The sequence below is a fragment of the Clostridium sp. CX1 genome (genome assembly GCF_025398335.1).
Taxonomy (GTDB): domain Bacteria; phylum Bacillota; class Clostridia; order Clostridiales; family Clostridiaceae; genus Clostridium_AM; species Clostridium_AM tanneri.
On sequence record NZ_JAODOO010000050.1, the window covers coordinates 1 to 1448 of the forward strand.

Consider the following 1448-nt stretch of genomic DNA (forward strand, 5'->3'; position numbering starts at 1 on the left):
CTCTCCAAATATGAAGAGGAACTCCAAGTGCAGTTAGTTATGCAGCAGGAAAAAGACAGACGTGCTCTTCACTGGCCTAATAGAAGCACTAGAGAAAGATTTATATGGGAGAGGATTTCAGAAAATATTATTTCAACCTATAATAATGAATTGAATTGGGTCCGAGAAACCCGTCAAAAGTTATTTGAAAATCTAGATATAAAGGAGAAAGGTAAAATGAATTATCAAATTATAGAAATGAATAATAAAAAATACATAGAGTTGATTTCCGCTACCAACCCTTTAAGTACTGAGAATGATGCACTTGACCTAGTAGCTTTAACCGGTGAACATGACACATATCTGCTTATGATCCACTATGCTGCTTTATCTAAAGACTTCTTCAAGCTTAAGACCAGAGTAGCAGGTGATATGCTTCAAAAGTTTATTAACTATGGTGTAAAAACTGTGGCTGTCATTCCCCAGGAGATCATGGAAAAAGGCAGATTTAGAGAAATGGCCTTAGAAACCAATAAAGGCAATCATTTTAGAATGTATGGAAGTAAAGAAGAAGCTGAGGAATGGCTTCTAAAATAAAAAGCTAGGCCTCCCCTTTCTCCTCTTGAGCCTAGTGGGGAAGCGGAGGCAGCATTATTTCTCTATCTTTCGGAGTAGCTTCAAATATTCTGTAGAGCCTCTGATATATTTTCTTTATATTCACCTCCATGGTAGCAGATTATTTTTTCTATATCATAATTTAGCAATTTAAAAACAGATTTTTGCTTCCGTCATATCCAAGGTAAATTGTGGCACTAATCAAAATACACATTAATTAAAAGAGCGATAATCATAGTTTAATCCACACTCCCATGCAGGGAGTGACACCTACTAACCTCGTAAGACAAATCTTGCCCTTTGATTTCAATCCACACTCCCATGTAGGGAGTGACTAATCACTCCAAGGAGACATATCGCCATTACTATTATTTCAATCCACACTCCCATGTAGGGAGTGACCAAGATATAATCCTGAGTACATCCAATTGGTAAATATTTCAATCCACACTCCCATGTAGGGAGTGACTTATAAGCAAACTTCCTGCACCGATTAAATGAAAATTTCAATCCACACTCCCATGTAGGGAGTGACGATTTTTGGTTAACTGCTGATAAATTTAACATACTATTTCAATCCACACTCCCATGTAGGGAGTGACCTTATAAATCTGTTTTGCTCGCTGCAATTTAAGAATTTCAATCCACACTCCCATGTAGGGAGTGACATTGTAGAAGTTAATGATAAAATACATAAAAAGGGTACTAAAAAAATACAGAGAACTCTTTAAAATATTCATATCACTTCGATAAGAAGATTGAGGTGGTAAGAGTGAAAGGAGATCTTTGGATGGAAATTAGAAACGAATATTTGAAAGGAGTAAAGATATCAGAGATAGCTAGAAAGTATAATA

The 1448-nt window shown here is 36.0% G+C and carries 1 protein-coding gene and 1 CRISPR repeat array; the gene reads left to right on the top strand.

All coding sequences use genetic code 11. From position 1 onward, the window contains the following. Nucleotides 1-576: DUF4180 domain-containing protein (locus tag N4T77_RS20065; RefSeq protein ID WP_261673637.1), on the top strand; the 576-nt coding region annotated here is incomplete at its 5' end. Between the two features lie 254 nt (nucleotides 577-830). Beyond that, nucleotides 831-1262: direct repeats of the CRISPR family, unit length 32 nt; unit sequence ATTTCAATCCACACTCCCATGTAGGGAGTGAC. Nucleotides 1263-1448 lie beyond the last annotated feature (186 nt).